Origin of the sequence: Prevotella amnii DSM 23384 = JCM 14753 (assembly GCF_000378745.1) — a bacterium.
GTDB classification, from domain to species: Bacteria; Bacteroidota; Bacteroidia; order Bacteroidales; family Bacteroidaceae; genus Prevotella; species Prevotella amnii.
Genome location: NZ_KB905284.1, coordinates 1 through 26341, shown reverse-complemented (window position 1 = coordinate 26341; position 26341 = coordinate 1). Strand labels below are relative to the sequence as shown.

The following is a 26341-nucleotide window of genomic DNA, read 5'->3' as shown; positions in this document are numbered from 1 at the left end:
AGATTGTAATTCAATGAGCTATAAAAGAAAGGTGTATCCGACAAAATAGTTTCTTTACTATAATATATGACAATATGTTTTATACGCTATAACTTATATGCTTTAAAGTACTAAATGTAGGGAAATATAAAAGCACATGCTTATCAAAAGTTATTAATTATGAAACTTTATACATATTGTTCTAAAATATTTAAAGGGAAACGGTATTTTCAAAACATATTAATATAACTTTTATATAATAATAAGTATGCTTAAAACTATAAAAACATAATCTTTATAGAAGAAAAATAGCTTATTTTTGATAGATTTTTAATCTATTTTATATTCAAAAATAATCTATTTTTATTTATAATACCTATTCTTTTCATTGCAAATATATATGTTATTCCGCAATAAAATATAAACATTTTACTCTTTTTCAATATATACACAAAGAAAGAAATGCTAACAGTTTGCAAATTATTGTCTTTTTTGTTCATATCTAACTTATAATTTGAAGAATTTATGTACATTTGCATATAATCTATATATTAATATAACTAAAGCATATCAATGAAAATATCATTTCTTATAACAGCTGTTTTTAGTGTTACTTGCCCTAACATCATGGCTAATAATATATCTATCAATAAAGATAAAATACTTGTAAATACTTGCGTAAAAGATGCTATTACTTATGTTTGTCAACGTCCAAAAGAAGCTGATAGGCTTTTTAAATCGGACGTTGTAGATAAGGAAATAAGACGTATATTAAAAATGCTAAAGAATAGAAAATTAGCATGGATGTTTGAAAATTGCTTTCCTAACACTTTAGATACTACTGTTCATTTTACAACTGACATTAATGGCAATCCTGATACTTTTGTATATACAGGAGATATACCTGCTATGTGGTTACGAGACTCCAGTGCACAAGTATGGCCTTATCTACAATTTGCAAATAAAGATAAACGAATAAAGGATATGATAAAAGGGCTCATTCTTCGCCAGTTTAAATGTATTAATATAGACCCTTATGCTAATGGTTTTAACAAAACACCTGATCCTAAAGGCAAGTGGATGAGCGATGGTACAATAATGAAACCCGAGCTGCACGAGCGTAAATATGAAATAGACTCTCTTTGCTACCCTATTCGTTTAGCATATGAATATTGGAAAATAACTGGCGATGCAAGTATTTTTGATAAAGAATGGCTAAAAGCTATTGATAACATACTCATGGTTTTTCATGAGCAACAGAAAAAAAACGGAAGAGGGTCCTATTCTTTTCTACGTGTTACCGATCGTGCATACGACACATTAAGTAACGCCGGATGGGGGTCGCCCGTAAAGCCTGTCGGGCTTATAGCTTCGGCTTTTCGCCCATCAGATGATGCTACTACGTTTCAGTTTCTTATCCCTTCTAACTTTATGGCTGTATCTTCATTAAAAAAAGCTACAGAAATTCTTTCTAAAGTAAATAAAAATTCAACTATAGCTTCTGAATGTATTAACTTAGCCACTGAGGTTAGTAACGCACTAAAAAAATATGCTATTTATAATCATCCCAAATATGGTAAGATATATGCCTTTGAGGTAGATGGGTTTGGAAATCATCTTCTCATGGACGATGCTAATGTCCCAAGTTTGCTATCAATGCCTTATCTTGGAGATGTAGATATTAAGGATCCTATCTATCAAAATACCCGTCGCTTCATATTAAGTGAAGACAATCCTTTCTTTCATCATGGCAAAGCTGGTGAAGGCATTGGCAGTCCGCACATAGGGAATGATATGATTTGGCCAATATCTATTATGATGCGAGCTTTTACTTCGACAAGTGATGAAGAAATAAAACGATGTATTATTATGCTTATGAATACCGATGCTAATACTGGTTTTATACATGAATCGTTTTATATGAATGATGCAAACAATTTTACACGACCATGGTTTGCTTGGCAAAATACACTTTTTGGGGAGTTAATTCTAAAGATAATTAGCGAGGGTAAAGTTGATCTTTTAAACAGTTTATAATAATTTATTTAATAGATACTTATAATATTGTTTATCTTTAAAGTTAAAACTCATAAGATTAAAAAAGATTTATATATTTGTTTATATCAATCAATATAATTATCTTTGCAATTAAATGATATTCCTTCATTCTATTATAAATAGCCAATCACAAGATGAAGCATAAATATATTTTTTTACTTTTATTACTTTTTCCTATTCTTACTTTTTCCCAAGGCATAGTTATTGGAAATTATACTTTTAAAAATAATGCTAAGTTTCATGGAGAGATGTTTCGTGGTAAGCCATGGGGAAAGGGTAAAACAATTTATCCAGATGGAAGTATTTATGAGGGAGTATATGCTAAAGGTGTACGTGAGGGTATTGGCACACTTACTAAACCTAATGGAGAGAAATATGAGGGTAACTGGTTTCAAGATCAGCAATTAGGCTATGGTAGGTATACTTATTCTAATGGTAATATTTACGAAGGATTATGGTTTAAAAATCAACAACATGGCATCGGTACTATGTATTATTATAATAAAGATAAATATGTAGGTAGCTGGAAAAATGGCAAAAGATGTGGTGAAGGAAAATATATATTTGCAGATGGATCATATTATGATGGCTCATGGGAAAATGACATGAAAAATGGTCATGGACAGTTTGTCTGGAGAGACAAGTCTTCTTATACAGGCAATTGGGTAAACAATGTAAAAGAAGGTCGTGGTATCTTTATTTATTCTAATGGTGATGATTATTCAGGAGGATGGTCAAAAGATCTACAAAACGGTAGAGGTACTTATCATTTTCGCAACCGTGATGTTTACCAAGGCGATTATGTTAATGGGCAGCGTACTGGAACAGGTCTGTTACGTTATAGGAATGGTGATGAATATTATGGCCATTTTGTAGATGGAGAAAAAAGTGGTTCAGGTATGATGAAATGGCATAACGGTGATATTTATACAGGAGAATGGAAAAACGATAAGCAAAATGGTAAAGGCAAGCTAATTAAGCATAATCAAGATATATATGAAGGATCTTTTTCCGATGGTATGCTTAATGGTAACGTATCTGTTAGCTATGCTGATGGTTCTGTTTTTAGAGGTATTTATAAAAACAATAAGCGTAATGGCGATTTTATAGAATATGATAAAAACGGACAAATAAAAGCAACAGGTACTTATAATAACGGAGTAAGACACCAAAATAAATAACATTAAAACTTCTATTTTATGGAAAAGCAAACAAACCAAACTACTACTTCAAAACCAAAAGTTATGAAGAAAAATATAGTAAAACACATAGGAATAGTAGAGCATGACCCTTTCTTGAAAGAGTATGAGACTATTATTTCTAATAGGCATAACTTTATTTTAAATAAGAAAGAGGAGTTAACTAAATTTACCAATAATTCTTTATCTGACTTTGCCAGTGGCTATAAGTACTTTGGTTTGCACAAAACCGATTCAGAATGGATATTTCGGGACTGGGCTCCAAATGCTAAAGCGATCTATCTTATTGGTGATTTTAATAATTGGAAAAAATCATCTAAATATAAAGTAAAACGTATTAAGGGTACTAACAACTGGGAACTTAAGCTACCTTTAACAGCATTAAAACATGGACAGCTATATAAGCTCATTATAGAATGGGACGGTGGCGAAGGAGAACGTATTCCTGCATGGGCACAACGTGTAGTGCAAGATGAGAACACACACATTTTTTCAGCGCAGGTGTGGGATCCTGAAACTACATACAAATGGAAGAAAAAGGTATTTACACCCAAAACCTCACCCCTACTTATCTATGAATGTCATATAGGTATGGCGCAAGAAAAAGAAGGTGTAGGCTCGTATAATGAGTTTAGAGAAAATATTCTTCCACGCATTGTAGAAGACGGTTATAATGCAATCCAAATAATGGCTATACAAGAACATCCTTATTATGGCAGTTTTGGTTATCATGTGAGCTCATTTTTTGCACCAAGTTCGCGCTTTGGAACTCCTGAAGAATTGAAGCAGCTTATTGATGAGGCTCATAGAAAAGGTATAGCTGTTATAATGGACATTGTTCATTCGCATGCTGTAAAAAACGAGATAGAAGGTTTAGGCAATTATGCTGGTGATCCGAATCAGTTCTTTTATACAGGCGATCGTCATGAACACCCAGCTTGGGATTCTCTTTGCTTTGATTATGGTAAAAACGAAGTTATTCATTTCTTGCTTTCTAACTGTAAATACTGGTTAGAGGAGTATCATTTCGATGGATTTCGCTTTGATGGCGTTACCTCTATGCTTTATTATAGTCATGGCTTAGGTGAGGCCTTTACAAATTATAGTAACTATTTTAATGGTCATCAAGATGATAATGCCATTTGTTATCTAACACTTGCTAACTTACTTATTCATGAGGTAAATAAAAAAGCAATAACAATAGCAGAAGAGGTCTCTGGTATGCCTGGATTAGCAGCTAAAGTAAAAGATGGTGGTTATGGGTTTGATTATCGTATGGCAATGAATATTCCCGATTACTGGATAAAGACTATAAAGGAATTACCTGATGAAAAATGGAAACCTTCATCTATCTTTTGGGAAATTAAAAACAGACGTATAGATGAAAAGGTTATCTCTTATTGCGAATCGCATGATCAGGCTTTAGTTGGAGATAAAACGATTATCTTCCGTCTTATAGATGCTGACATGTATTGGCATTTTAAAATAGGAGATGAAAACGAAGTAGCACACCGCGGTATAGCTTTACATAAAATGATTCGTTTAGCTACAATAGCAGCTATAAATGGCGGCTATTTAAACTTTATGGGCAATGAATTTGGTCATCCAGAATGGATAGATTTCCCACGCGAAGGAAATAATTGGAGCTATAAGTATGCACGACGCCAATGGAGCTTAGTAGATAATAAAGATCTTAACTATAAATATTTAGGCTATTTTGATAAGAGAATGCTTGAAGTTGTTAAGAGTGAAAAGAAGCTAATAGATAGCACTGTGAATGAAATCTGGCATAATGATGAAGATCAAATACTTGCTTTTATGCGTGGCGAGCTACTATTTGTTTTTAATTTTTCACCTAATAAATCATTTACAGATTATGGGTTTTTAGTTCCTGAAGGATCTTACAATGTTGTTTTAAACACAGATAATAAGGATTTTGGAGGATTTGGATTAACAGATGATAGCATAGAGCATTTTACAATAGAAGATCCTCTTTATAAAAAAGATAAAAAAGGTTGGGTGAAACTATATCTGCCTGCTCGTAGTGCAGTAGTTTTAAGAAAGAAATAATTAATATATATTAATGGAAAGTAAGTTATTGCGCTTTATTAGTGCTGTGTTTTTTTGCTCATTTAGTTTCTGTTTCTTGTTCTTTTATCAAGTAGATGTAATGACGGTAACACAGCATATTGCTTCGCATGGTAAAACTTTTTATAATCCAATAGTAGGTGCTATCTTAATAACAGTTATTCTACAACTGCTACAAAATAGTATTGATGTTTTTGTAAAAATACCAAACAGAGTATTCGCTTTAACTTACTTCCCTCCTATCGTTTTACTATCTCTTATAAGTAGTATTCGATCAGATGTAGAATATAATAATTTCGCTATTAGTCAATGGTGGTGGATATTATTGATATTGTTTCCTATATATATTTTTATAGTTTTCTTTGTTAAACGTTACGAACCGTATGCACAGCAACAGCGCAACATAGGGGTGTTTTCACAAAGTATGTGGAGAAATCTATTTATTTTGTTTCTTTTATTTTTTTTTGTTGGTTATTTTTCAAATAATGATCCTTATTTCCATAAACGAGCAAAAATAGAACATTTAATAGACCAACGTCAATATACTAAAGCTTTATCTGTGGTAAAGACCTTATCACATACAGACTCTGTAATATCTATGCTTACAATATATGCTGCTGCTCGTAGCAATAAGCTTACAAACCACTTGTTTAGCTACCCTTTAGTGGGTAGTAGCCATGTCATGCGTCCTCTTTATGTGCATTCTTATTTACAGCCAGATAGTATAATATTAAAAAACACACTATTGTCTGCTAATTATCAGCTAATGGGTTTTTTATTAGACCGTAATCTCTCTCAATTTATCCGCTATCTCCCACAGTATTATCCTTCAAAAAGTGTTTTACCTCGCTACTATAAGGAAGCTGTACGTATTTATTCATTACATTTAAAAGATAGTATTCCTTCCCCGCCATATCCTCATGATAGCTATTACCAATATTATTTTAATAAATAATATTGGCTTATTTATATAACAGCTCTAATCTAAAAGAATAAGTGTTTTATAAAGAAAAACAAGATGCCTTAGATAATATACTGTGTTTTATGTTGTTTCATGCGTTTTTTCTAAGTACTTTATTCTTAAAACTTTGGTTGATATATTAGTATATCTTACTCTATTGTCTGTACGTAGACCTACTAACCAAAGTGGTTTTCCAGTGACATCGGTAAGTAGAAGTTGATCAGATTTCTCAAAACGATTTCTTTTCATATTAGTAAGATAGTCACTAATCAATTTTGATTTATCCATTCCAAAAGGCATAAACCTATCTCCTTGTGTTATATTTCGCAAAACAAGGGGGAAAGTTATGTTATCAGCATCTATATATACAGTACAAGGCTCTTTACTAAGATCTGTTTTTTTTATGGTTTTATTATCTATATATGTAATTTGTATAGAGCGATTTTTATCAATTATATATAATCCTGTTTCCGGTAATAGCTTATTTATATCTGCATGTAATTCTTTTTTACGTACAATAAGAGAAAAAGAATCTAAAGTTATTTCATATTTTTCACTTTGCCAAAGATTTCCTACCATATTCTTCTTAAAATCGGAAATAGAGCTTATTTGCTCAGAGTTGAAACCTAATGGAGAAAGTAGTTCAAATAAAAAATATTTTTTTGATGGGAATTCAGTAATCACTTTTAAAGGTATGGACAAAGAGCCATATGTGTAAAGTTTGCTGTGTGAGATGCCAAACTTATCAAAATAACGCAAAAGAGCATCATCGGCTACCGTTCCAGCTTCTGAGAGATATTGTGCTGTTTGTGCAATAGATGCTTGTACAGAAGGATTAATTTCTTTTAATAACGGTATCACCAGAAGACGTAATTTATTACGTACTACATTAGATACAAGATTACTACTATCAGTAACATAGTGTTCACCTTCGCCAATGATAAATGTTTCTATATCTTTACGTGTACAGCTAAGTAACGGTCTTATTACATTTCCGTTACGAGGTGCTATTCCTGTTAGCCCATGTATACCCGTTCCACGAGTAAGATTAAGCAAAATAGTTTCTACAGAATCTTCTTGATGATGTCCAACACAGACGCCTTCTGCATTAATACTCTTTCGTAATTGTTCGAAATAAGTATAACGAAGTTCACGCGCAGCCATTTCAATACTTATTTTTCTAAGAGAAGCATATTCTGTTGTATCAAAATGAATGCGCTTTAGTGGGATATCATGTCTATTACATAAATCAATACAAAACTGTTCATCACGATAGCTTTCCTCACCACGAAGTTTGAAATTACAATGAACAGCATTTATTTTATAGCCTAATTGGTGTAATACCAGTAATAGAGATACACTATCAGCTCCTCCTGAAAGAGCTACCAAATAACATTTTTCTTTATTTAATAACTGATATTTGGCTATAAATTTCTTAACTTTATTCAACATATAATACTAATCCTTTAAGATATTCTCCTTCTGGATGATATATATTGATAGGATGGTCAGCTGGCTGATGAAGCTGATGTAGAATACGCACCTTACGCCCTGCTTGTGCAGCTGCAGTAAAAACAGCTTGACGGAAATAATCTTTAGTTACTGCTTGAGAACAGCTAAAAGTAAAAAGTATACCTTTCTTTTTTATTTTTTCAAATCCTTTTAGATTTAAACGGGTATAACCACGCAAAGCATTTTTTAAAGCATTTCTATGTTTAGCAAAAGCTGGTGGGTCTAATATAATTAAATCATACTTATCGTCATGTTCATCTAAATATTTGAAGGCATCTTCACAAAAGGCAGCATGACGCTTATCTTTAGGGAAATTTAGTTCTATATTTTTATTAGTTAACTCTATAGCCTTAGCTGAACTATCAACAGAGTGTACTTCCTTTGCCCCTCCTCTCATCGCATACACCGAAAACCCACCTGTATAACAGAACATGTTTAAGACGCTACGATCTTTAGAATAAAATTCTAATAACTTGCGATTCTCACGCTGATCTATAAAAAAGCCAGTTTTCTGTCCTTTTATCCAATCAATATGAAAAAGTAATCCATTTTCTATTGCTATATTATTATCTGTATAACCATAAATAAATCCATCTTCCTGACCCAAATTAGCCTTGTAAGGTAGAGTTGTTTCACTTTTATAGTAAACACTATTTAGGTTATCTCCCATAATGTTAATTAGAGCATTAGTAATAAGATGGCGATCTACATGCATTCCTACAGAGTGAGCTTGCATAACTGCTGTATTACCATATATGTCAATGATTAATCCAGGAAGATTATCCCCTTCGCCGTGGACAAGACGAAAAGTAGTATTATTATTTTTTGATATGCCTTTTTGGGTAGTTTTATTTATTACTCCTATAGCCTTGCGTGCTTCAAAAGCCGAAAATAATCTATTTTCATAAAAAGATTCATCAACGTAGACTTCTTCGAAAGACAGAACACGTATAGCTATGGATCCTACCTGATAATGTCCTATAGCTATGAATTTGCCTTGATTATTTAACACGCAAACTACCTCTCCTTCTTTTATTTCTTCTTCCATCGTTTTTATAGCTCCTGAAAAAATCCAAGGATGGAAGCGAAGAAGACTATCCTCCTTACCTTTTTTTAAGTAAACCTTTTTATACATACTTATTTTTAGTTTGCTCTTATTATTTTTTATCTTCTAACTTTTCTTTTTGTAAGTCAGAACATATTATATCATTTTTTATAAGATTGTAATCACCTGTTTGCTTTAGCTCTTTTATTCTTTCATAAAGATTAATGCAAGCCCATGCATCTATTGCTGCATATTGTTTTTGCTTATCAGTTAGCTCGATATTCTCCCAATTGGTTAATTGTTCACGCTTTACTATCTTTTTCCCAAATATATTAGCATATATCTTTTGCAAACTTAAATCATTTATTCCAATATCTTTCACACAATCTTGTAAATCAATAAAATAGCCAGGATTAAAACTTATTCTTTTGTGTAGCATATGAAAATCATCATGCAAAGATATGCCTACCTTAGGAATAGTAGTATCTTCTAACAAACTAATAATGCTATTAGTCATGCCTATAATATTCAATCGAAAAAGAAAGCATTCTTTATGAGTAGATACTTGTAACAAAGCAACCTTATGACTTCTACCTTTTTTAAATGATGGACGAGTCTCGGTATCAATACCAAGAATCTTTTTTTGTTGTAGATAGTTTACTGCGACAGAAGCAGCATCAGCTGTTTCTATAACTTGTATTTTACCAGGAAATATAACCCGTGGAAGGTTGTTTATTTTTTTCTTATCAAAATTACTATAAATTATAGATCTCATTTTTATACGCTTTCTGTGTGCAAATTTAAAAAAAAACTACGAGAACATAGATGTATATGGCTCTAAATTATTAATTTTGCAAGGATAAAATATAGAAAATGGAATGGTAAGAAAGAAGACAGAACGTACATCAAAGACTTTTATAGAAGCTTTAGGGGTAAAGAGTATTTTTAACGATAAAACAGGGCTTATAATAGGATTGTTGCTTGTTTTACTAGCCATTTATATTTGTTTTGCATTCTTCAGCTATTTTTCTACAGGTCAGGCAGATCAAAGCCTTGTAACAGATCTTCGTCCAGGAGAGCTAAAAAATACAGGACAAGAGTTTCAAAACATTTGTGGATCCTTAGGCGCAATGATATCTTACTTTTTCATATCAAGGTGCTTTGGTATACCTGCTTTCTTTATACCCGCATTTATAACCTTATGTGGCGTAAAAATGATAGGAGCATATAAAAACGTAAATCTTTGGAAATGGTTTTTAGGTATGGCTCTTTGCATGATTTGGTTATCTATTACTTTTGCCAAATTTCTTACGCCATTAATGAATAATCAGATATTTAACCCAGGAGGTGATCATGGAGCTTATAGTGTTCACTTTATAGAAAATTTTGTAGGAACTCCCGGATTAATCGTTCTTTTGGTAATAGTTTTAGTAGCATTTCTTACTTATCTTACATCTGAAACTATCACTGTTATAAGAAGGATTATTAATCCTATTGGTTATTTACGTGATAAGGTTAAATTTACTGTAGTAAACAAAGATAAGGGAACTATTTCTAATACGGAAGAAACTCTTATAAACGACTCCCCTCTTTCTAATGAAGAAATATATTGTAATGACTCTACTGATACTAATAAAAAAGAGTATGTTGAGCTTACTATACCTAATACAGCTGCTCAAGGAAATATTTCTGAAAGTATAATCAAAAAACCTATAAACAAAGAAAATGCAAGAGGTGATATTGGATTAGAAGTAAAAATTGCCAAAGCAGAAGAAAAAGCTAATAGCCCGATAGTAGCAAACTCTACAGATATAGATACTCCTATAAATCCTCGCGAGCCATTTACTAAATGGAAATATCCTACCCTAAATCTACTTAAGGAATATGATTCTGACACGCATATAAACTATGTTGGTAAAGACGAGTTAGAAGCAAATAAAAATAGGATTATTAAGGTTTTAAATGATTTTGGTGTACAGATTAGAAGCATACGTGCAACAGTAGGGCCAACCATTACATTATATGAAATTACTCCAGCTCAAGGTATACGAATATCTAAAATTAAAAATTTAGAAGATGATATAGCACTTAGCTTAGCTGCTATTGGTATTCGTATTATAGCACCTATGCCAGGTAAGGGAACTATTGGTATAGAAGTGCCTAATGCTAAGCCAAGCATCGTTTCAATGTTCTCTATATTAAATTCTAAGAAATTTCAAGAGTCGAACATGGATCTGCCAATAGCTTTAGGAAGAACTATTACCAATGATGTTTTCATGGTAGATCTTGCAAAAATTCCTCATCTTTTAGTAGCAGGTGCTACAGGACAAGGAAAGTCAGTTGGCTTAAATGCTATTATAACTTCATTGTTATATAAGAAGCATCCAAACGAGTTAAAAATAGTTCTTGTTGATCCTAAGAAAGTTGAATTTAGTGTTTATTCACCTATCGCAAAATCTTTTATGGCTGCCATTGATGACAATGAAGACGAGCCTATTATTACTGATGTAAAAAAGGTCGTAAAAACATTAAAAGGTCTTTGTGTTCTTATGGATGAACGCTATGATATGCTTAAAGCTGCAGGAGCTAGAAACTTAAAGGAATATAACCATAAGTTTTTAAACCATCATCTAAATCCTGAAGAAGGGCATAAATTTATGCCATATATAGTAGTTATTATTGATGAGTTTGGAGATCTTATATTAACATCTGGTCGTGAGATAGAAATGCCTATTACACGTATCGCACAATTAGCTCGTGCCGTTGGTATTCATATGATTATAGCAACTCAACGTCCTACAGCAACAATTATAACAGGTAATATTAAAGCTAATTTTCCTGGACGAATAGCTTTCCGAGTAGGTTCAATGATCGACTCGCGTACTATTCTTGATCGTCCAGGTGCTCAACAATTAGTAGGTAGAGGAGATATGCTCTATCTTAATGGTGGAGAACCTGTTCGTGTACAATGTGCTTTTGTTGATACAATAGAAGTAGATAAAGTCAACAAATTTATAGCTAATCAGCCTGGTCCTATACACCCTCTCGAAATACCTGAACCTATATCAGAAGATGATAATAGTAATACAGAAGGATTGGATACAAATAATGTTGATCCTCTTTTTGAAGATGCTGCACGTACTATAGTTGTAACCCAGCAAGGTTCTACCAGTATGATACAGCGCCGCTTCTCTATAGGATATAATAGAGCAGGACGCTTAATGGATCAATTGGAAAGTGCTGGCATAGTGGGAGCTGCACAAGGCTCTAAACCACGAGAAGTTCTTATAAGTGATGAAAATTCTTTAGAAGCATTACTGACAACGTTACGTCATCATTAACTTATTAAATTAAATAAAATAATATATTATATAAAAACAATATCAAACTTTTTAATAAAAACTACAATGAAAATTATAAAATGCTTTTTTCTTTTAGTTATATTAATGTTTAGTAGTGAGCTATATTCACAAAATTCTAAACAAGCAAAGATATGCTTAGATAAGGCCACTGCCATCATAAATAATAAAGAAGGTTTACAAGTGTACTTTTCTATGTCAAAATCAGATATAGGAGGAGGTACATCTGGCAATTTAGCTATAAAAGGTAACAAGTTTATGGCTATAACGCCATTAGTTTCAGTATGGTTTGATGGTAAAACACAATGGGCTTACACAAAATCAACAAATGAGGTAAGCGTTTTTAATCCTACAGAAGCTCAACGATTATCAATAAACCCATATAGCTTTATCAATATATATAAAAATGGTTATATGCTATCTATGACTATAACTGGTAATCAAAAAGTAATACATATGCTAGCTCAAAATAAGAAGCGTAGCGTGTCTGAAGCATATATAACTTTAAGTATGTCAAATCAGCTGAAACAAGTAAAAATGCGTAAAGGAGGAAAATGGACTATTATTAAAATAATACGTATTAAAACAAAGAAACTCAATGATGCTATTTTTAAATTTAATAAAAAATTATATCCAAAGGCAGAAATAGTAGATATGAGATAAATTATCATATACTATAAAAGTTAAAACTATATTTATCATTGTTTTATATTTAGGCATGACATACTGTAAGATTATATTAGAAGTTGTCAAGTTAGCATGATTACAACAAAAGAGTGATGTTATTTTAGAAATATTTATATTGAGAAAAATAAAATAAAACATCAATGTATATTAATCAAATGATATATGTTCTCTAACAGCAATTACTCATATTTTTTATCTATATTTAAATAATAATACAACAAATATAATGGCATACGAACTTCTTAAATTAAAAAACCAACTCTGTTTCAGACTATATACTGCAAGTCGTCTAATTACTCAAGCATACTATTCTTTATTAGATGAAATAGGACTTACCTATCCACAATATCTTGTGATGATGGTGTTATGGGAAAAAGACTGTCAAAAAGTCATGGAGATATCACATCGGTTAGAACTCGATTCTAATACAATGACACCATTACTTAAAAGAATGAAAGAAGAAGGATTTGTAAATCGCAGAAAAGGAAAAAAAGATGGAAGAGAGACTTTTATCTTTCTAACGAAAAAAGGTAAGGAGCTTGAGGAGAAAGCTAAAAATATTCCTCATTGCATGATAGATAAATTATCTTCAGATAAATTTCAAACCAATAATATTGAGGAGCTTATTAATAGCTTAGATGCACTTATAGAGCAACTTCATAAAAGGAAATTAGAAGAACTCGAAATAAAAGCTGAAATAAAAAATAATAAAAAACAGTCTGAAATATAAGAGAGGTGTAAAATATATAAACAGATTATTATGTAAGTTTTATCATTTATTGATATAATATTTTCTTTTTATGAAACTATTATATATAATATACCATTAACCTTTCCACCCTTTTACATAAGAAAATGTACCAACAAATATAAGAATTATTCCTACAAATAGAAAACTATTACCATGATAATTAAGCAATATATGGACAATAAAACAAAGTAAGCCTAAAATAATTGCTATTAACCCTATTTTTTTTATATTCTTCGACATAACTGTTATTTATTTACCTTATATGTTATAAGAGTAAAGTTACATGTTTTTTAGATAATAAAAGCTACTATAATAATAAGTTCAAACTGTTTTATAAAGCGTAAACATTATTCTGAAAATATGTGTATCATATCTAAATACTTACTATAAAATTATCTGTGTTTAGATATTATCTTGCTTACAAGGAAATATAATTTATCTCTTATCTTTATAGCACACAAAAAGCATCAACGTTATTATACAACCTTACATATAAAAACAAGAAAACAACTATAATAGAAATCTGCTTATTTTATTTGAGATGTCTAAATATGTTGTAATCTTGTAATTATGCAATTTATCTTATAAATGATAACTCAAAGTTAATAATAGCTGGCTACGATTATTAGCTACTTCAGTTGGAGCAATAACATTAGATTTTTCTATATTAGAAAAAGGATAGAAGTTTCCTTTTTGCATACTATATTGATAAGCAAGATCTATATTAAATTTCTTTATTTTAAAGCCTAAGCCAAAAGTGAAACGATTAATATCCTTCCAATTAGTAAAGTCTGCTTCAGAAGAATAACTATTGCCCAAAGATGCTAATGTAGGATCTTTCTGCCCATTGTTTCTATATGCAGATGTCAAATAATTATAACCTAAACGTATAGCTACAATTCCTGTAGGTCTAAATTCTGCACCAAATTTTAATGTGCTTACACCTTTAAGAGTGCGTTTAGTATGATTATTCATTTTACCATCAGGAACAGAAGTTTCTACAAATTCATTATAATACCAGTCGTAATACCCTCCATTATTAATACGAGTATCTATAGTTGAATAATCCTCATATTCGTAAGTAGCACCAAGAGCCATATAGTTACCAATGGTATGCCCAAGAGATACACCAAACTTCCATGGGCTGAATAACTTAAAAGAATAAGAATTATTAATAGAATAAGTTTTATTTACTGCACGTGAATTATTAGTATTTACCCCAGTATAGTTATCCACAGTTAGATTATACCGAGTAGGTGTCTTTATATATGCTCCTACACGGAAAGGAGATTCATCTATAGGACGTACAATAATACCAGCACTTGCATCAAACCCAGAGCCAGTTATTGCCTTATTATTATTATAAGAAATATTACTATTCCCATCAATAAGCTCTTCCTTATATTCATTATACCCTTTATAATGAACACCTTTTACCCCTAATGTTATACCCCAATATAGGCGATCGTTAATGTTCCCACTAATATTAAAATCATAATTGCTCGTATAACCTACATTATCACGATAAAAGTCGAATGACTTCCCTCTATAGTCATAAAACTTACCATCAGTTTTATCGGTTATTATAGTATTGTAATTTAAGTAGTCAAGCTGATCAAAAGTTAACGCTTGTTTATCGGAATTGCCATTTATATATCCATTATAAGCCCCATTGTTGCTTGCACCTACAAAAAAGCCCCCTTTATCTTCACTACCTAACATTCCTTTAGCAGAAGACTGTTTGTTAAGCGAAGCTTCTTTAAGCTCGTTAGCAGCATTTAATACATAATTAAAATTACGCCCTTTATGATAATTAAAACCAAAATTAAGGAAAGATCTTCCACCAGTTCGGATAGAGAATACTCCTCCTATCTGGTCAAAGCTGGCATGAACATTCTTATTATTATCAAAATCTTTATAGTTTTCTTGTACTATAAAACCTGTGCTCATACTTATTTTGCTACTACGAAAAACACCTATTCCTGCAGGATTACTACTTATGGTAGAAATATCTGCGCCAAGAGCCTCAAGAGCGCCACCCATACCAACATAGCGAGCAGTTCCATTAAGGTCTTGAGTTATAAGCTTGGCGTTTTGATAAGTTTCTTGCGCTTTCATAGACATTGCTGCCAATAAAGTTACAGCAAATAAATAATATTTTTTTTTCATACTGCTCTCAATTTACAATTTAACAAATATTTTCCACATAAAATATAACATTTCCTTATTGAATAATAAAATGCTATTAATAAAAAGTTATTTACACTATATGATAGCCTTCATCGATGGCCACCAAAGTTGTTTCCTCTATTAAAGCTGCCATTACCTGAGCCTCCAAAACTTCCTCCGTTAAACATTCCACCCTGAGGTTGCGAAGAAGGAAATGAATAGTTTGGACGTGAGCTTTCAAAGTTTCCACGATTTCCTCCAAAATTCTCATTGAATGTTCTATACCTATCACCAAATGAGCGTTGTTCATTACTAAAGGTACGAACATTGCTATTATCATAATTACGAATAGTTTGATTATAACTCCTTCTACCTCCCCAATGATTAGCAGTACCTGTATGACCTTTATAAGTATAGAAACCACTATAATAAGGAATCCCATAATAGTATCCACTGCCATAGCCATAGTAAGGATATACTCCACCCCATCTATAATAACCATAATAAGGGTCATACCAGCCATCATAAATATAAGGTGAGTTATACCAACGCGTATAATAAGTGTTATACCAAGGATCATACCAACCACGACGGAAAGGACTATTATATCTCCAACGAACATCATAATAGAAAGGATCATAATAATCTATATCTAACCATGGATCATAATAGCTACCATAATAATCATCAAAACGGCTCATACGACGACTATAAGCAAAATCATCATTATCATAATTAAAATTGCGCATATAATCGCCATATAGTGTATCTACTACTAAACTTCTACCTGTTCTTCCATTTCTTATATATTGGATAATATCGTTACCCAAAGAGTCTTGACCTATAACATTGAAAGTTTTTCTTAATTTGCCATGACGATTATAATCTTCATTGCTTTTATCAATACCACTATAATAAGCTGAATATTCTTTTATAGATTTATTATATTTATCTACATCTTTCTGTTTATAAATATACATATCATCTTGAGCCACAGCAAATATAGGCATAAAGCTCATAATTGCTAAGATAATTATATTCTTTCTCATCTTATTCCCTCCTTATTTTTATTCTGTTAGTACTATTTTTATAAATATCTTGTTTGATTTGTTGTTGTTTTATATAGCAATAATCTGTTTTAAACTTATGCAAATATACTTATTTTTCTCAATCTATGATATGTTTCTACCTATTTTTTATATATTTGCAGTATATAATTAACAAACAATGAAATACATTCAAGCTATTTTTACAATATATCCTGATAATCAGACTACTCGTGATTTAGTTACAGCTATTGCTGGGGACTGTGGTTTTGAATCTTTTACTGATGAGAGTAACTTATTGATAGGTTATTGTCAGAAGGAATGTTATGATGAAGACAGACTAAAGAAAGCTCTATCTACTTTCCCTTTAGAAGAAACAAACATAAGCATTGATGTAAAAGATGTTGAAGATAAAGATTGGAACGAAGTATGGGAAAATAATGGTTTCGAACCAATTGTAATAAAAAATAAATGCATTATTTCTTGCTTTAATACTACAAATACCCCACAAAAAGGGCAAGTTAAAGAAAAATTTCCTATTAATATTTATATAGATGCTAAGCAAGCATTTGGAACAGGTAATCACGAAACAACACAAATGATTGTAGAAAAACTTATTGACCTAAATTTAAAAGATAAGCGTGTGCTTGATTGTGGCTGCGGAACAGGAATATTGGGAATAATAAGTGCAAAATGTGGAGCGACAGAAGTTTTTGGATATGATATTGATGAGTGGAGTGTGAAAAATGCTATACATAATGCTGAGATAAATGATGTAAAAATAAATGTACATAAGGGAGATAAAAAAATACTTTCAAAAATAGATGGTTTGTTCGATTTAGTTCTCGCTAATATCAATCGTAATATTTTAATAGAAGATTTAAGTGCTTTTTCTAATATCTTAAAATGTGGAGGTAAGGTTATATTAAGTGGTTTCTATGAAGATGATGCTAACCTTTTAAAGGAAAAAGCTAACAGCTTAAGACTTGTCGAAACAGAACGCAGTGTTAAGGATAATTGGTGCTGTCTGATATTTCAGAAGAATCTGTAGAAGAATACTCAGGTATTAACATTTGTTGCATATCATAATAACTTCCATTATAAATATCTAAATCCACATATCCTTTTATACCTGGTAACCTGCCAGCATCAGTATGCTGCCATATTTTCCACTCTCCTTTATACTCCATTTGACTAACATAATAATGAGCTATCCAATAAGGGTAATCATCAAAACGCTGATCACTAAGGTATTGTTGTTTAAACTTATAATAAGTATATAAAATAGGTTTTACATGATATCTATCTTCTACTATATGTAACCATGTTAGAATGTTTTGCTGAAAATCTTGTATTGTCATATCTTTAGGCTTATTTTCAACATCTAATATGGGAGGAAAATCACCTGGTAGAAGTTTTACCATTGCTAAGAAAAAATAAGCCTGCCTGCGAGGCTGAACATTATTACTCCAATAATGATATACTCCACGCAAAAAACCATTTTCTTTTGCTTCAAAAAAATTAGATCTAAAATTAGGATCCATGTAGCTATCACCCTCTGTTGATTTTATAAAGATAAAACGAACAGGATATGTATCTATGAGAGCATTATGTAAACGATTCCAATTGATATTACCCTGATATCTACTAATATCAATACCATGTATATTATATCCTTTAGGGTAATTAGGCTCGCCATATATAGCTCGCCAACGAAACCCTGTAGGAGATACTATGTAAACATATATAAAGGTACAGTAAAGCACACATATTATTATTCCAAAACACCATTTCTCTAATAAAGAACGAGATTTTAGAAAATACTTTAATCGGCGAAAAAAAAAAGATGCTTCTTTTGCCATTATATGATTTTAATTATATATGTTTCTATTTGATCTTTTTTCCTGCTAAAACATGTAAACGTAAAATCACTAAAATAAAAAAAGAAGAATAGAATAAACAAGCTACCCTTTTACCCTATTCTTCTTTAATTATATATGCTTATTACTTATTTTGCTCAAGAAATAAAGTCTTTGTTGTTATATCACAAACAGACGAAGCACCCCAATACTGTATAGGACCAGGGTAAACATAACAAGTTTCTTTAGCCCATTTTTCACGTTGTGCTACAAAAGCTTTGAAAGGAGCTCCATTAAGCTCTACAAGAGCTTTGCGTATTACGGGTTTCATCTCACCATTACGTTTCTCCATATTCATCATCATTGTTATAGGCACACCTCCTGCAAGCCACTTATCTGTTCCCGCAATAGTATTCTTAACTATAGCCATATAGCCAGTTTTACCATTAGCAATAAGTTGTGCGGCAGAAGAACCTAATGCATAACAATAATCTGCATCAAAATTAGAAGGAGCAGCGCAACGACCTTCATAACCAAAGAAATGGTGAAGTGGAGAGAACTTACCATTATATTTACCTTCTTTTTTCCACTGGTCAAGCTTTACTCCTACCATTTCTGATATCAATTTTTCCGTTTCTATCAATGAAACTTGTACATTTCCATGAGGATCACGATCTAATGATAACTGGCGTGCAACCCCTTCTGGTAAAGTTTCAAATGTAGACTTATTTTCAGATGATAAGTGTGCTAAGATATATTCACGCTGTGCTACCTTATCAAGATTTAAGTATTCATCTCCGTGTGCAGCAAGTAAGTCATTTAATTCTTGTATCAAACGCCCTATAGAAGGTATAAACTCTATCAAGCCCTCTGGAATAAGTACTACCCCAAAGTTATTCCCCTGATTAGCACGATAAGCTACAGTTTTTGCTATATCTTCTACTATAGCATTTAAAGACATGTCCTTAGCTTCAACCTCCTCTGAAATAAGACAGATGTTAGGTTGTGTCTGTAACGCACACTCCAACGCAATATGCGATGCAGAACGTCCCATTAATTTTATAAAATGCCAATATTTACGTGCAGAATTACAATCACGCTCAATATTACCAATTAGCTCTGAATAAGTCTTTGTAGCTGTGTCAAACCCAAAAGAAGTTTCGATCTGATCATTTTTCAAATCGCCATCAATTGTTTTAGGACAACCAATTACTTGTACTCCATATTTCTTTGCTGCATAATATTCTGCAAGAACACAAGCATTAGTGTTAGAGTCATCACCACCTATTATTACTATAGCCTTTATATCTAACTTACGGATAATCTCCAATCCTTTCTCAAATTGCTCTTCCTTTTCTAATTTAGTACGCCCAGAACCTATCATATCAAAACCACCTGTATTACGATATGCTTGCAGGTTTTCTGCTGTTATTTCCAGGTATTTATGGTCTACCAAACCACCAGGACCCATTAAAAAACCAAAAAGACGATTTTCTGGATTTAGCTTTTTTATCTCATCAAAAAGACCTGATATAACATTATGACCACCAGGAGCCTGACCACCAGATAATATTACGCCTACATTCATCTTGGCATTATTAAATTCTGTAGCTGGTTCAAACTCTACAAGGGGCATGCCATAAGTGTTAGGAAACAATTTCTTAATGTCTTCCTGATTGTCTACACTTTGTGTTAAAGCTCCTTCTTTTACTTTTACTGCACCTTGTAAAGCAATTGGTAACTTTGGCTGATAGTTTGCTCTTTCCTTTTGCAATGCACTAATTTCCATAAATGATTTATTTTAAATTTGGATTTTAAAAATTTCTTTCTTGTGCAAAAGTACTGTTTTTTCTGTGATTATTAAAGACAAAGCAGATTTTTTACAAATATTATTTCATAATATTACTTTTCATTATTTGCTTTTAAAATTAGTTTAAGAACTACTAAAAAATAAAATTAAAAGGTTTTTTTCTGCAAATTATGCACTTTATTGTAATTTTTGCTTATCTTTGGCATAGTTTTTTATAAAGAAAGGGTAAAATTATGAGTAATAAAAGAGATTTAAAACGTATTATTAACTACATAACAAGTGATTTGTTCACTGAATGTATGGCAGCTTCACTTTATGGTAGTAACAGCAATTCCGAAGAAATAAATGCTTTATTATCTTCTATAGTTACTATTCGTGATAACTATATTCGCCGCATATCTCATATAGAACCTGGTATGCCAGTAAAATTATATTTCAAAGATTTAAAAGAAAAACTGAATAAAGAAACTAACGAGATTATAGATCATATAAACAATCTTTATTAAAATACTTAGCTTCGTTGATGTTATCGCGATTTATATTATATAAACTATTAGGCTGGAAGAAGTTAGTTAGCATTCCACAGCCAAAGAAGTGTATTATATGCTTAGCTCCACATACAAGCAACTGGGATTTTATTATTGGTAAACTATTTGCTTGTTCTGAAGACTTAAAAAGCAATTTCTTAATGAAAAAAGAATGGTTTGTTGGTCCCTTAGGAATTATCTTTAAAAAAATGGGAGGTATTCCTGTATGGCGTAACAAGCATTGCAGCATGACAGATCAACTTGCTTCTTTAGCCAGCCATACGCCTAATTTCCAATTATGTATCACGCCAGAGGGAACGCGCTCTATAAATGCAGAGTGGAAAAAAGGATTCTATTATATTGCTCTTAAAGCTAATATCCCTATTATTCTATATGCTTTAGATTACCAATCAAAAACAATTTATTGCAATAAGATGATCATACCTAATGGGGATATAGACGAACAAATGAAAGAAATAAAACAATACTTTAAAGATTTCAAAGGCAAAAATCCCGAAAAATTTACAGTTGGAGACATTTAGTATATGAATAAAAAACTTCTGTTTTCTTTATTTATTGCCTTAATAAGTGTTTTTTCTAAAGCTCAAAATGACACTATTTGGGGGAAATACGAATATAAAGGTGCTCCATGGGTAGAAAATATATCTAAACCAAATATTATATCTAATGGCTTAGCTAATAGGCATATTGCAGTATGGGCTTCGCACGGAAGATATTACGATATTGAAAAAAGCAAATGGAGATGGCAACGCCCTATACTTTTTTCTACTACAGAAGATTTGTTCACACCTACCATAGTTGTACCATATCTATTACCAATGCTTCAAAATGCAGGAGCTGTAGTATTTACGCCTCGTGAGCGCGATTGGCAAACAAATGAAGTAATTGTTGATAATGATAGTCCAAACGGAGGTTATCATGAGATTAATGGTAAAAAAAAATGGGAAGATTGTTCTAAATGTGGCTTCGCTTTTCATGAAGGCAATTATCAAGATGGCGAAAATCCTTTTAAAGCTGGCACAGCCAGAAAGACAAAAGCTCGCAAGCGCAATAACAAATTAAGCTCTATTATATATCAGCCCACTTTTAAAAAAGCAGGACAATATGCTGTTTATGTAAGTTATCAAACACACAAAAAAAGCATAGATGATGCCGAATATATAGTGTTCCATAAAGGAGAAGAAACCCACTTCAAAGTAAATCAAAAAATGGGAGGAGGCACGTGGGTTTACTTAGGCACTTTTAATTTTGATGCAGGCAGTAGTATGCTCAATTCTGTAGTACTTACAAATCATAGTTCACATCATGGCATAGTTACAGCTGACGCTGTACGCTTTGGTGGAGGCATGGGTAATATAGAGCGTGAAGGTAAGACAAGTGGTTTACCAAGATGTTTAGAAGGTGCTCGCTATTATGCACAATGGGCAGGTGCACCATGGGAAATTGTTAGCAAAAGTAATGGAAAGAACGATTATAAAGATGATATAAATGTACGATCTCTAATGACTAACTGGTTAGCTGCTGGATCATCTTATATACCTGGTGAAGGAGAAAAAGTGCCTATCGATTTGTCTTTAGCTATTCATAGCGATGCCGGTACTGCTCCTAAAGGTAACTATGTAGGCTCTTTAGGAATATGTACAACACAAGAAGGCGATAAGTGTATAGGTAAGAATCTGGCTCGCAGCGTATCAAAAACACTTGCAGAAGAGATGATATATAACATAAAGAAGGATATAGACCAGACGTTACATATCAATTGGAATACACGTTACATATACGATCGCAATTATAGCGAAACACGTTTACCTAAAGTGCCATCAATGATCCTTGAAACTTTATCACATCAAAACTTTAATGATATGAGATTAGGACAAGATCCTAATTTTAAATTTATCATAGCTCGATCTATTTATAAGACTATACTACGGTATGAGGCTATGATGCATAATACATCTTACACTGTACAACCACTTACCCCCTCCTTATTTAGCATAAAATTTATCAACAAGAAGAAAGTACGGTTACAGTGGAACATTGTTAAAGACCCTTCTGAACCTACCTCTACCCCAACCTCTTATAATATATATACGGCAGTTGGTAAAGGAGATTTTAACAATGGTATTAATATAAAAAATACTTATTATGATGTAGAATTACAACCTTATAAGATTTATCATTTTCGTATAACTGCTTGTAATATTGGAGGGGAAAGTTTTCCTACAGAAGTATTATCTACCTACTATAATCCTAATGCAGACAAAACAATACTTATTATAAATGGCTTCAATCGCTTATCATCGCCTGCTGTTATCGACTCTATAGACGCGCAGGGGTTTGATATAAAAGCAGATCCTGGCGTTACTTATGGTAAAACTATAGGCTGGAGTGGGCAGCAAACTGTTTTTAATACTAAATATTTAGGTCAAGAAGGAGCTAATGCCTTAGGGTTTGGCGGAGAAGAGTTAGTGGGTAATATTATTGCTGGTAATGATTTCGACTATGTTCGCACACATGCAGAAGCAATCGCTTCGGCTGGAAAATATAATATTGTGAGCTGCTCAAAAAAAGCTGTAGAAAAAGATAAAATACGCCTTATTAACTATGATGCTATAGATTTTGCACTTGGTCTTGAAAAAGATGATGGGTACAGTCTATTATATTATAAAACCTTTACCCCAGAAATGCAACACCAAATAAGTAATTATCTACAACATAATGGCAGAATTTTTGTAAATGGTGCTTACATTTCATCAGATATGAAAACTGAAGAAGAAAAAAGTTGGTTATCTAATAATCTGAAAATAACATTTGCAGGTAGCAACCTTAATAATAGCTCTTCTTTGATAAATGGCTTTGGGAAAAAGTTTGACATATATCGTACTATTAATGCCTATCACTATGGAGCTTATAATCCTGACAATATTATGCCAGCTAATAATCAGTCCAAACCTTTTATGATGTACGCAGATGGTAATTATGCTGCTGTAGCTTATAAAGGAAATGATTACCGTACTTTTATTATGGCTTTTCCTTTAGACTGTATAAAAGATGCTACTATTAGAAATCAGATAATGAAAGAAGTTTTAACATACCTGTTATTATAACAAATCTAATTACATAAAAAAATATATTATAAAATATTTACCTTAACTAATAAAACAAAGTTATGCATAAAATTCAGGCAAATTTAAGTGGAACAAGAAGTATCATAATAAAAGATACTCACCTTGAAGTAATAGAAAAGTATGCTCTTTTTAAAGACTTAATAGGCTCAACAGGCATAGTAGATGAAGATACTCTAAACCGCCTTAAGCTAAACGTACGTAGCCTCTTAGAAACAGAGCAAGGTAATAATAATGAGTTACTCGACCTATGTTTAGATGTTATATATAATACCGATATGAAAGCTTTAGGACTTAACAATCTTATAAAACTATATAAGGTATGGGAAAACGAACGAGAAAAGACAAATCCACAAGAAACAACAATATAAAATAAATTTTTGGATTATCTTGATTCCTATTAATACGTTTATACATATATTCTAATTACATTAGTTTTCATCTTATTAAAATAATTCTATTAATAAGTGTACATCACATACACTACTATTGTATATGATGTACACTTATGGTGTATATACGCTACACTAATAGTGTACGTGACGTACATTAATATAGCAAGAAAGAAAAAAGTTCAGAATATTTTTCTAAATAAAAATAAATGGCACAATTTACAATTTATTTTATTCTATTACTAACCTTTCTATCATGCTATATAACTATCTTTGCTTAAAACTTTGCTATTTTTTCAAGAAGTTTATTTTTTATATATAAAAACTTTGGTGTGTATATTTTTTTTATTATCTTTGCAAACGTTTTAGAGGAACAACGCTTTGGGCGTTTAGCTCAGTTGGTTTAGAGCATCTGCCTTACAAGCAGAGGGTCGGCGGTTCGAATCCGTCAACGCCCACTTACAGGGTAGTTTCCAGAGTGGCCAAATGGGGCAGACTGTAAATCTGCTGCTTCTTGCTTCGGTGGTTCGAATCCATCACTACCCACATGAAAAGAGTATTAATCTTAAATTAGTACTCTTTTTTTTTACTTTATTTATTATACACATAGAGTACGTTATTTATAAAATAATCTCTAAATGAGCAGTTAATATATGTCTTTTTAAACAACTATATTATAATTACTGTCTACTTAGTTATAAACAGGCTAATATTTTTTATTATTACTTATAAATATATTATTACTGTCCGAGACATCTGCAAAACCTTACCCCATTCTCTTTCATTCTTGTTTTTGAGCACTATTGGCTCACCCGCAGTCAATATTTTTGATTTTTAGGCTGTATATGCTCTATTTCATCTCATATTCTCCCCTTATTTGAGAGAATTAGACACAATTATCCCTGGAGTTCTATATAAATTGTAGGCAATAGCCTCCATGATGTGTTGTGCGTGAGTCTTAGCTAAACCTACATATCTGGCTATCCCACCATGAAACAATCTGTGAATAGATCCAAAGGTACGTTCCACTTTGTACCGTGTCTTGCTGATGGCTACATTAACACGCTGCTCTCTTTCCGTTAGCTTACGTCCCCTTACTCCTTTGTGCATGATGCGACTCTTGAACTTCATACGTTTAAGTACATCCTTGTTTGCTGTAGAATCATAACCCTTGTCGGCATAAACAGGTGTACCTTGTGGAAGTTTAGCTTTTTCTAATGGCTTTTCCAAATGTTTGATATCACTTTCGTTAGCTGGTGTGGTTTCCTCGGCTATCACCAACCCGTTCTCATCTGTAACCGAATGTCGCTTGTAACCGAAGTGGAGCTTTCCCATTTTCTTAATCCATCTTGCATCTCCATCAACGTTTGGCTTAACAACTTCCTTGACCATTGCTTTTTCTGAACTATCACGACTGTCAGCTTCATTACGCTCTTCCACTACTTCATACTCCTTGCGTCCACGCGGACGGCGTGGAGTATCGGCAATGCTCGCATCGATAATAGCACCACGCTTAACAATGACACCTTTAGACTCAAGTTGCCGATTGATTTCATTGAGAACTATTGCTGTCCGATAAAACTCAAAAGAGCATAAATATCCTCCCCGAAGCCCAGTAAAATTGGACTTCGGGGTTTATTTTTTCAAAAGTAAGCCCCCTAATCGAAAAGACTTGGTTCAGGTGGTGCTTTTTGCATCTCCTTTGCAAGGAAATCATTCCAAGTTTTTTCGGGATTTTCCATGAATGCGATAA

General features: G+C 32.1%; 19 protein-coding genes, 2 tRNA genes and 1 pseudogene. 14 read left to right on the top strand and 8 right to left on the bottom strand.

What is annotated here, in order from left to right; genetic code table 11:
- Positions 1-552 precede the first annotated feature (552 nt).
- From F596_RS0107260 to F596_RS0107245, 4 genes are all read left to right on the top strand, one after another.
- The gene (locus tag F596_RS0107260; RefSeq protein ID WP_008448138.1) at positions 553-2016 is read left to right on the top strand and encodes a glycoside hydrolase family 125 protein; all 1464 of its coding nucleotides are present in this window, start codon (positions 553-555) and stop codon (positions 2014-2016) included.
- A gap of 155 nt (positions 2017-2171) precedes the next feature.
- On the top strand, positions 2172-3218 hold the full coding sequence (locus F596_RS0107255; RefSeq protein WP_008448164.1) for a phosphatidylinositol-4-phosphate 5-kinase: 1047 nt from the start codon (positions 2172-2174) through the stop codon (positions 3216-3218).
- Positions 3219-3236: 18 nt separating this feature from the next.
- Positions 3237-5306: an alpha amylase C-terminal domain-containing protein gene (locus F596_RS0107250; protein WP_019036426.1), complete on the top strand. Its 2070-nt coding sequence runs from the start codon at positions 3237-3239 to the stop codon at positions 5304-5306.
- Between the two features lie 13 nt (positions 5307-5319).
- Positions 5320-6279 (top strand): hypothetical protein, encoded by a 960-nt coding sequence (locus F596_RS0107245; protein ID WP_019036425.1) that lies wholly within the window; start codon positions 5320-5322, stop codon positions 6277-6279.
- An 87-nt stretch (positions 6280-6366) separates the two neighbouring features.
- On the opposite strand, the gene tilS is transcribed toward F596_RS0107245, so the two are convergent.
- The 3 genes from tilS to F596_RS0107230 are packed head-to-tail and all read right to left on the bottom strand — an operon-like array spanning position 6367 to position 9617.
- The gene (tilS, locus tag F596_RS0107240; RefSeq protein ID WP_019036424.1) at positions 6367-7737 is read right to left on the bottom strand and encodes a tRNA lysidine(34) synthetase TilS; all 1371 of its coding nucleotides are present in this window, start codon (positions 7735-7737) and stop codon (positions 6367-6369) included.
- Positions 7727-8932 carry a class I SAM-dependent rRNA methyltransferase gene (locus tag F596_RS0107235; protein WP_019036423.1) on the bottom strand — a complete coding sequence of 402 codons (1206 nt, stop codon included), beginning with the start codon at positions 8930-8932 and terminating at the stop codon, positions 7727-7729. The genes tilS and F596_RS0107235 overlap by 11 nt, the downstream gene beginning before the upstream one ends.
- 22 nt (positions 8933-8954) lie before the next feature.
- The gene (locus F596_RS0107230; protein WP_019036422.1) at positions 8955-9617 is read right to left on the bottom strand and encodes a 3'-5' exonuclease; all 663 of its coding nucleotides are present in this window, start codon (positions 9615-9617) and stop codon (positions 8955-8957) included.
- 103 nt (positions 9618-9720) lie between these two features.
- Between F596_RS0107230 and F596_RS0107225 the strand changes: the two genes are divergently transcribed.
- From F596_RS0107225 to F596_RS0107215, 3 genes are all read left to right on the top strand, one after another.
- On the top strand, positions 9721-12183 hold the full coding sequence (locus F596_RS0107225) for an FtsK/SpoIIIE family DNA translocase (RefSeq protein ID WP_019036421.1): 2463 nt from the start codon (positions 9721-9723) through the stop codon (positions 12181-12183).
- Between the two features lie 66 nt (positions 12184-12249).
- Positions 12250-12864: an outer membrane lipoprotein periplasmic chaperone LolA1 gene (gene lolA1 / locus F596_RS0107220; protein ID WP_019036420.1), complete on the top strand. Its 615-nt coding sequence runs from the start codon at positions 12250-12252 to the stop codon at positions 12862-12864.
- A 250-nt stretch (positions 12865-13114) separates the two neighbouring features.
- On the top strand, positions 13115-13618 hold the full coding sequence (locus F596_RS0107215) for a MarR family winged helix-turn-helix transcriptional regulator (RefSeq protein ID WP_019036419.1): 504 nt from the start codon (positions 13115-13117) through the stop codon (positions 13616-13618).
- Between the two features lie 603 nt (positions 13619-14221).
- Here the strand turns inward: F596_RS0107215 and F596_RS0107205 are convergent.
- Complete coding sequence (locus F596_RS0107205) at positions 14222-15808, bottom strand: PorV/PorQ family protein (protein WP_019036417.1); 1587 nt, start codon at positions 15806-15808, stop codon at positions 14222-14224.
- Positions 15809-15918: 110 nt separating this feature from the next.
- Positions 15919-16857, bottom strand: a complete 939-nt coding sequence (locus F596_RS0107200) for a hypothetical protein (protein WP_019036416.1) — start codon at positions 16855-16857, stop codon at positions 15919-15921.
- A gap of 178 nt (positions 16858-17035) precedes the next feature.
- Here F596_RS0107200 and prmA point away from each other — a divergent pair, with 178 nt between their 5' ends.
- Positions 17036-17905: a 50S ribosomal protein L11 methyltransferase gene (gene prmA, locus F596_RS0107195; protein ID WP_019036415.1), complete on the top strand. Its 870-nt coding sequence runs from the start codon at positions 17036-17038 to the stop codon at positions 17903-17905.
- Here the strand turns inward: prmA and F596_RS0107190 are convergent.
- Both F596_RS0107190 and F596_RS0107185 read right to left on the bottom strand, forming a co-directional pair.
- Entirely contained in the window at positions 17862-18716 is an 855-nt protein-coding gene (locus tag F596_RS0107190; protein ID WP_008448107.1) for a GH25 family lysozyme, read from the bottom strand. The genes prmA and F596_RS0107190 overlap by 44 nt on opposite strands.
- 142 nt (positions 18717-18858) lie before the next feature.
- Positions 18859-20502, bottom strand: a complete 1644-nt coding sequence (locus F596_RS0107185; protein ID WP_019036414.1) for a diphosphate--fructose-6-phosphate 1-phosphotransferase — start codon at positions 20500-20502, stop codon at positions 18859-18861.
- Between the two features lie 254 nt (positions 20503-20756).
- Here F596_RS0107185 and F596_RS0107180 point away from each other — a divergent pair, with 254 nt between their 5' ends.
- The 6 genes from F596_RS0107180 to F596_RS0107155 all read left to right on the top strand — a co-directional run bounded on the left by F596_RS0107180 (position 20757) and on the right by F596_RS0107155 (position 25134).
- Positions 20757-21029 carry a hypothetical protein gene (locus F596_RS0107180; protein ID WP_019036413.1) on the top strand — a complete coding sequence of 91 codons (273 nt, stop codon included), beginning with the start codon at positions 20757-20759 and terminating at the stop codon, positions 21027-21029.
- 17 nt (positions 21030-21046) lie between these two features.
- On the top strand, positions 21047-21592 hold the full coding sequence (locus tag F596_RS0107175; protein ID WP_019036412.1) for a 1-acyl-sn-glycerol-3-phosphate acyltransferase: 546 nt from the start codon (positions 21047-21049) through the stop codon (positions 21590-21592).
- Positions 21593-21595: 3 nt separating this feature from the next.
- The gene (locus tag F596_RS0107170; RefSeq protein ID WP_019036411.1) at positions 21596-24178 is read left to right on the top strand and encodes a golvesin C-terminal-like domain-containing protein; all 2583 of its coding nucleotides are present in this window, start codon (positions 21596-21598) and stop codon (positions 24176-24178) included.
- Between the two features lie 62 nt (positions 24179-24240).
- Positions 24241-24567 (top strand): hypothetical protein, encoded by a 327-nt coding sequence (locus F596_RS0107165; protein WP_019036410.1) that lies wholly within the window; start codon positions 24241-24243, stop codon positions 24565-24567.
- 404 nt (positions 24568-24971) lie between these two features.
- Positions 24972-25046 (top strand) — tRNA-Val (locus F596_RS0107160).
- Between the two features lie 6 nt (positions 25047-25052).
- A tRNA-Tyr gene (locus F596_RS0107155) sits at positions 25053-25134 on the top strand.
- A 327-nt stretch (positions 25135-25461) separates the two neighbouring features.
- Here F596_RS0107155 and F596_RS10955 read toward each other — a convergent pair.
- Positions 25462-26151: pseudogene (locus F596_RS10955) on the bottom strand (IS5 family transposase); the annotation flags it as partial.
- Between the last annotated feature and the right edge of the window lie 190 nt (positions 26152-26341).